Annotated in this window: 6 protein-coding genes; 1 reads left to right on the forward strand and 5 read right to left on the reverse strand. The window is 62.6% G+C overall.

Going from position 1 to position 6193, the window contains the following annotated elements; translation table 11 throughout:
- Positions 1 to 99: 99 nt before the first annotated feature.
- Complete coding sequence (locus GGQ88_RS20790; protein ID WP_043146076.1) at positions 100 to 1230, reverse strand: site-specific integrase; 1131 nt, start codon at positions 1228 to 1230, stop codon at positions 100 to 102.
- Between the two features lie 120 nt (positions 1231 to 1350).
- On the opposite strand from GGQ88_RS20790, the gene GGQ88_RS20795 reads away from it, so the two are divergent.
- Positions 1351 to 2382: a hypothetical protein gene (locus GGQ88_RS20795; protein WP_019054304.1), complete on the forward strand. Its 1032-nt coding sequence runs from the start codon at positions 1351 to 1353 to the stop codon at positions 2380 to 2382.
- Between the two features lie 135 nt (positions 2383 to 2517).
- On the opposite strand, the gene GGQ88_RS20800 is transcribed toward GGQ88_RS20795, so the two are convergent.
- The 4 genes from GGQ88_RS20800 to GGQ88_RS21145 form a co-directional block, all read right to left on the reverse strand.
- Positions 2518 to 3522, reverse strand: coding sequence for a TniQ family protein (locus tag GGQ88_RS20800; RefSeq protein WP_019054305.1), 1005 nt, complete (start codon positions 3520 to 3522; stop codon positions 2518 to 2520).
- Positions 3519 to 4379, reverse strand: coding sequence for a TniB family NTP-binding protein (locus GGQ88_RS20805; protein WP_019054306.1), 861 nt, complete (start codon positions 4377 to 4379; stop codon positions 3519 to 3521). Before GGQ88_RS20805 ends, GGQ88_RS20800 begins: the two co-directional genes overlap by 4 nt.
- On the reverse strand, positions 4355 to 5764 hold the full coding sequence (locus GGQ88_RS20810; protein ID WP_343057319.1) for a Mu transposase C-terminal domain-containing protein: 1410 nt from the start codon (positions 5762 to 5764) through the stop codon (positions 4355 to 4357). The genes GGQ88_RS20805 and GGQ88_RS20810 overlap by 25 nt, the downstream gene beginning before the upstream one ends.
- A gap of 166 nt (positions 5765 to 5930) precedes the next feature.
- A partial coding sequence (locus GGQ88_RS21145; RefSeq protein ID WP_221214813.1) for a hypothetical protein occupies positions 5931 to 6193 on the reverse strand: 263 nt, incomplete at its 5' end.

The raw sequence follows: 6193 nt of genomic DNA on the forward strand, positions 1-6193 counted from the left end.
TGTCGGACGCCAAAGAAGAGCGCAGTAGAGAGCAATCCTTCGCAGCCGACGTGCCAAAATAGACTGCGGTGAAGATGCGCCCCGGAAACGTGCCGCTGCTTACCCCTGCTCGCTGAACCGCTTGGCCAATCGCGCGGAGGCACCGCTCTTCATGGCCAGTTTCGCCCCGTAGCGCATGACCGTGCGGGCGTCGCGCCAGCGGTAGGCCTGCATGATCGCGGGTAGCCCTTCTCCTGCCGCAAAGTTATCCTGCGCCACCCCGACCCGAATCGAGTGCGAGGACACCGCTTTCAGCCAACGATCAAGCTCAGCCTCACTCATCTCGCCAAGCAGGCGCTTTTCCCAAGCGCGGCGAACGAGACGCTTGTAGATCAGGCCAATGCTATTGGGGTGCAGCCGCGCCGCGCCGATCCTGTCGATCGAGCCATCGAAGTGCGTCACCACCCGGCGCAGCAGTGGGCCCTTGTCGATGCCGCCCACCTCGCGCCAGCGGGCGATGGCCACCATGGTCGCGGGTGCAAGATAGGCCTCACCGCCCTCCCCTGCCTGGTCGGTCTTGCTCGAGGGGATGTTCAGAATCCCCGCACCTTCGGCATCGGGCCCCTCGACATGCGCCACGTCGATCGCCACCAGCTCTGATCGGCGTGCGCCGGTATCGTAGGCAATGCGCAGCAGCGCTGCGTCACGCAGGCCCAGTGCGTCACGCCGACAGGCCTTGATGAGGTGGGCAAGGCAGACACCGCACGCAGGGCTGTCGAGATCGGCGATGTCGCCCTTGAACCGGATGGCCCGCGCCTGACGCTGGCGCACGCCCAGGTGCTTGCGCGCCGCCTTGCGCTCGAACTTCACCAAGGGATCGGCAGTCGGGTCGGGAAGACCCGCCATCCGGTAAGCCCATCCGACATGAACGAGGTAGCGCTCGATCGTCGCCGCTGCGCGCGGCGTCATGTCAGGGGTGTCGATCCCGGCGAGCGCGCGGATCCAGGCCGCCACATCCGCCGGCGAGGCTTCACACGCGGACACGCCGTGCTTGCGGCACCACCCATCCCACAAGGTCAGGTCAGAGCGAAACGCCCGCCTTGTGTTGCGCGACCAACCCCGCATGGCGGCGTCGAGCAGCGCGGCGTCGATGGCCTCACCACCGCCGACCAGCGCACGCACGTCAGCGATGAGATCGACAGGCTCGCAGCTCAACGGAACAATTGAGGTGGAAGGACGCTTTTTCGCCATGGGCGTGAGGATAGCCGGGCGTTTCTATAATGTATAGAGGCGTGATAACGATCCATTATCAACACTAGGTATGACAGCCTATGGACTGAAAGACCACATTCAGTCTACAATCAGGCTATAATGCGCACGCCCCTGCCCTTCTCTGCCCTCGCCTGGACGCCCGATCTCGCAGGTGCCCTCGCTGAAGCGAGCGCGGCTATCGCCCGCCTCGATGCCCGGATTTGCGCCAGTTCCTTTGGCAGCGCATGGCGCCTTCGCGCAAGCTGGACCGGATATGCAACCGCGCTCCGGCTCTGCCAAGTACCGCTCGAGGAAATCGATATTATTGCCCACAATTGCGGCCTGCGGCTCGCCGGGCGCGAGCCGCCCCAAACCATGGGTGAACCCTTCGAAGCGTACCAGCCCTGGCTTGTCCGTCTCACTGAGGCCGAAGGGCCGCACTGGCGCGAGGACTTGCCGTTTACCTTTGATCCGCCTGAAAGCTGGGGCGAAGCCCCTGCTCTCGTGCGCGCACTCACTCTACTCGATGCCTGGGCGCGAGTCGACCGCTCGGCCGCTCCCTGGCTCGCGTTCCCGGTGATCCTGCGCCGCATCGGGATTACCAAGGCCCCCCTGCCCTGCCTCGTCGCAGGTGACGCCGGCCAACGTTTCGCGCTCGATCCCCGGCCCGCGCTGCTGAAGCGCCTGCTCAAGCAGCTCAGCCGCCTGGCGTCCGACGGCCTCACCCGGCTCGAACGGCTCGAACAAGTATCCCGGCATGGCGCCGCCGCCATTTGCGGCGAACGCCGCCCTGGCATGCTTGCCGAGCTCGGGCGCATCGCGCTCGCCCGACCGTATCTCGCGCCGCGTAGTCTTGCACCAGAACTGGGCCTCAGCATCTCGGGCGCTGGAAAACTGCTGACCCGCGCCGCTCGCCTTGGCCTACTTGTCGAAACTTCGGGGCGCAGCACTTGGCGCAGCTACGTCACGCCCGATGTCGCTTTGGCGCTGGGGTTGGTCCCACCCGAGCGCGGTCGTCCTCGCCTGCCGCCGCCACCCTCCCCCACCCTCGATTCGGTGCTGGCCGCATTTGATGCCGAAATGGAGGCGCTCGACAGACGCTTTGGGGGCCTTGGATCAACCAAGCCCCCTGTTATGGTCATAAATGACTGATATTTTTTGTTAAAACCGAAACGCCCAGAAACAGGCTCCAGAGCGTGAAAACAGACTCGAAATAGGCCGAAGGTGCCAAACCCCCGACAGCACGCTCTACGGGCTTCTCAGGGTGCATTTCGTAGATATAGGCCCCTACATCGCCACGGCTGAAGCATCCTGTGAGCCAAATGTGCGGAAATGGCCGAAACGGGCCCGCGCCAAGGTTTCCCCGTCGCGTCGCTCGCGCAGATGGGCATAGGCCAACAGCACATCGAGCAATTCGGCCTCGAAGGCCCGGTGCGGTGCCCTCCCCTGCCCGACCCGCCAACACGCCGTCAGGCGCTTCGTCGGCTTGGGTGCCTTCAGCGACTCCAAATTCCGCCCCGGACGCTCGGCCAAGCCAAGCGCGAGCAGCCGCTCAAATCCCCACACACCCCGGCCGGCGTGACTATGCGCCAGGGCCAGCATGGCGATGCGGTCGCGAGCAAAGTGAAAGGCGTTTGCCCGGAAGCGATCAAGATAGTCTTGCTTGCGGCCCTTCAGCCGCCGCCGACTGTGCCGGATCAGCATGTCGAGGCAAACTTCGTTTCGTTCGATCATCGCCCCCCTATAGTCGAGCCCCCACCGCAAACTCTCCGCACCTACGAGCGCTCCGCTCAGCCAGGTCAGGAGATACTGATCGTCAGGCGCACCATCAGGCACCGGCAACTTGCTGAGCGGCAGGTCGTGCAGTCGGCAACGCCAGCTCATCCGCAAGATCCATTCCTTGCGGATGATCCTTGGGCGTCCGTCGCGAATTGCTTCCTGCCAGCAGCGGGCACAGCCATACTGGCGCAAGCGGCGCGGAAGCAGCACTGCTCCGTCGATATCGAGAAAGGTACTTTCGATCTGTTCCGGCTCAACCTGCACCGCCCAGGCAAGCTGGCCGACCATTTGATCCACGGCGAATTGATGTTCAAGCGCGACACCGCTTGTGCCCCGGGCAAGGTCCAGGCTGGCAAGGCTCGCATCGATGCCGAGATGCTGAAACAATACGCCCCGCGTGGTGTCATGCGCAAGCGCCATCCGCTCTATCCACGAATCGAAGCATTCATCAGCCTGCGGGCGCACGCGAAGTGCCAGCGGTTCCGATTCCTGCTTATGCTCCCTTCCCGTCACCGGTCGATGTAGGATGGAAAGAACTTGGCCGCCTCGTAAATATCGGAAAATTCAACCCGTTGCCTGCCGTACGTATCTTTGGCAACTCGGTAGCTCCGGTGCAGTAGTCGCTTGAAATTGCCGGTCACCCCGTGGCTGTTGCGCCAGATGAACTCGGCGATTTCCGGTTCTGCGAAGCGGTCCGGATCAATCAAGCCCATGCGGTGGGCCAGAGCCCGTATCAGTTGTTGCGAAGGCTCGCCCGGAAGCCAGGGAGGCATGCGCAAGATAATCGAGCGATAAGCCAGCTCCACGTCGTCGCTGAAGATATCGGCAGCGACGTCGAGGCCCGCGACTACCATGTGAACGTTACCCTCGCTCATGAGGAAGCGGAAGGAATCCAGCGCATCGCGCCTCGCCCGGCCGCTGGCTGTGAGGATCGCATGGACGTTATCGATCGCAACCAACTTGGTTCCCTGCTTGCCGAGCAATTCGGCCACCTTGAGGTCGGCTATCTGATGCGTCCGTCTGGTCAGCGGCCACCCCTGCTTCCACAACAGCGTCAGATTGATCCTGAGCGAGGTCGGGTGGGTCGGCACCACCGCGTGCAACATCGGCAGGTAGCGCGCTTCGCCCAAGTTCGCCGGCTCCGGATACGCCGTGCGTATCCGCCGACCGACCTCCTTCAGAATCGACGTCTTGCCCATACCGGATTGCCCCACCAGGACCACGCAAGTCGGCCGATCGTCAGGGGGCTCGTCGACGAGCCCCATCAGCGTATTCACATGGGCCCGCGCTTGGTCGAAATCGATCCAGAACGCCTTGTGCAGCGAACCCGATGACTGCGAAAATGCTATTGGTTGATCGGTTTGAGCCACTTCACCTCCCCCAATTCCTCGACAGGCAGCCACTTCGCTCGTTCTTCCTGAAGCCCTTCAGGCGGCGGTCCGGCACTGTGTGAAATGCCCTCGCGTTCGAGCCGTTTGCGCAAGCACCGCTGTTCCCGGGTGCGGATCGTTGCACCTTGCACTTCCTGCCGGTTGGCATGCACGAGCCGGGCGATCTCCGTTTGCCCGCCACTCTGTTGAAAGGCGCGGCCACGGTTTCGCAAGGCGGCAGCGGCAGCGTCCCACTCGACTTTCGTCACGTGGGGAAACGAGCCCACGACGCGCGCGGCGACGAGCTTCTCGTCGATCTGCGGATACACCTCCTGGATCGTCCGCTCATCGACATGAATCATGATTTTGAGACCAATTCGGGTCGCGAAGCTCTCGTGCCAGTAACGACGGTGGCCGATCTGGACGCCTCCGGCCGTCACGGTGCGTTCGACCCACGGCAGAAACCGGCGGGTCAATTGCTCGACATCGAGTCCGGTGGGAACCAGCGAGCCATGCGCCGCGAGCCCATCGGCCCACATCTGAGCCGGCGCAATCTTTCCCAATCCCTCGTGCGGCGTCATGTGATAGCGGCAAATCTCCCTGATAAACCAGCGCTCAAACTCCTCCAGCGTCATGGCCGACGTCTCCGAAGGATCGTACCCGTCACGCTTGGTCACATCGCCGCCCGTGGCACCGGGGAGCAGCAACATCTTTTCCGACATAGTGCCAATCAATCGCTCGATATGCCCGCCCAGGTGCGAGGCCCCACGCGGCCGGACATCCGGATCGATCCCATATGTGTGGCAGGCGCTTCTGAACGCTTCAGCGCGATGCGCCGATGCAAAATCGGCGTGCAACCGCTTGAAAAAGCCATGCATGGGATAATCCTCCGTCATCTGGAGGCCCGTGAGCAAGGGCTTCTTGGGCAACAGCGCATTTGCGACTGCCCGCCCGCACCGGAAGATCGATGGATCCCCAAAGCTCACATAGAACCCGAGGATGCAGCGGCTCCAGACATCGATCAGCAAAGTCACCCAGGGCCTCCCCAAGGCATTGCGGTGCAAGCTGTCCACCAGCATGACATTGGCGGGCGAATGGTCCATCTGAACCACATCCAGCAGCCCTTCGCTGAGGTATTCTCCCGGGTGCGGCTCATGTGCGGTTCGCCGCTTTGACCCCATGGTCGAACGCGCCAATTGCGGCGAACTGATTTCGCCAATCATCCGCTCGATAGTGCGCACGCTGGGAACATCGGCCATGTCGAACCTGTGATCGCCCGTGTCCGCGATCAGCAGTCCGCGAATCTGGTTCGCCGCTTCCCTGATCGCGGGTGGCGGCCTTTTCAGGAAAATCTCTACAATCTCCCTGTCGATCACCTCGATCACAGCCGCCGATGCGTGCTTCTTGCCAGGCTTGGGGCCCTTGGGCAGCGAAGCAAGGCTCTCGGCGATGGGTTTGCTTCGAAATCGGCGCGCAAGTTCCCGTATCCGACGCGTGCCGAGTCCAGTTTTCTCCGAGATCGCTGCTACCGCTGCGGCAGTCAGCGGGCCTTCAAGCGGCACGAACCTGCGAAACACGGAATAGAGCTCGGCACCGACCTTCAAAGCCGCTTCGGAGGGCTTGGCTATCCTTGGCGGTTTTCGTTCGAGCAAAGGACGACTCCAGCTTCGCTATCGACAACCGCAGTGTTGGCTGTTTTGGCACCCAAGGAAAGATGACTTTCGTCGGCGCCGAGGAAAAATTCATCGAGAAGACGACATTATGGCGTTTTATCAATGCGCTTGAGTGAGTGTCGCGTGCTTTGTCACGCCACA

Origin of the sequence: Novosphingobium hassiacum (assembly GCF_014196055.1) — a bacterium.
Lineage (GTDB): Bacteria > Pseudomonadota > Alphaproteobacteria > Sphingomonadales > Sphingomonadaceae > Novosphingobium > Novosphingobium hassiacum.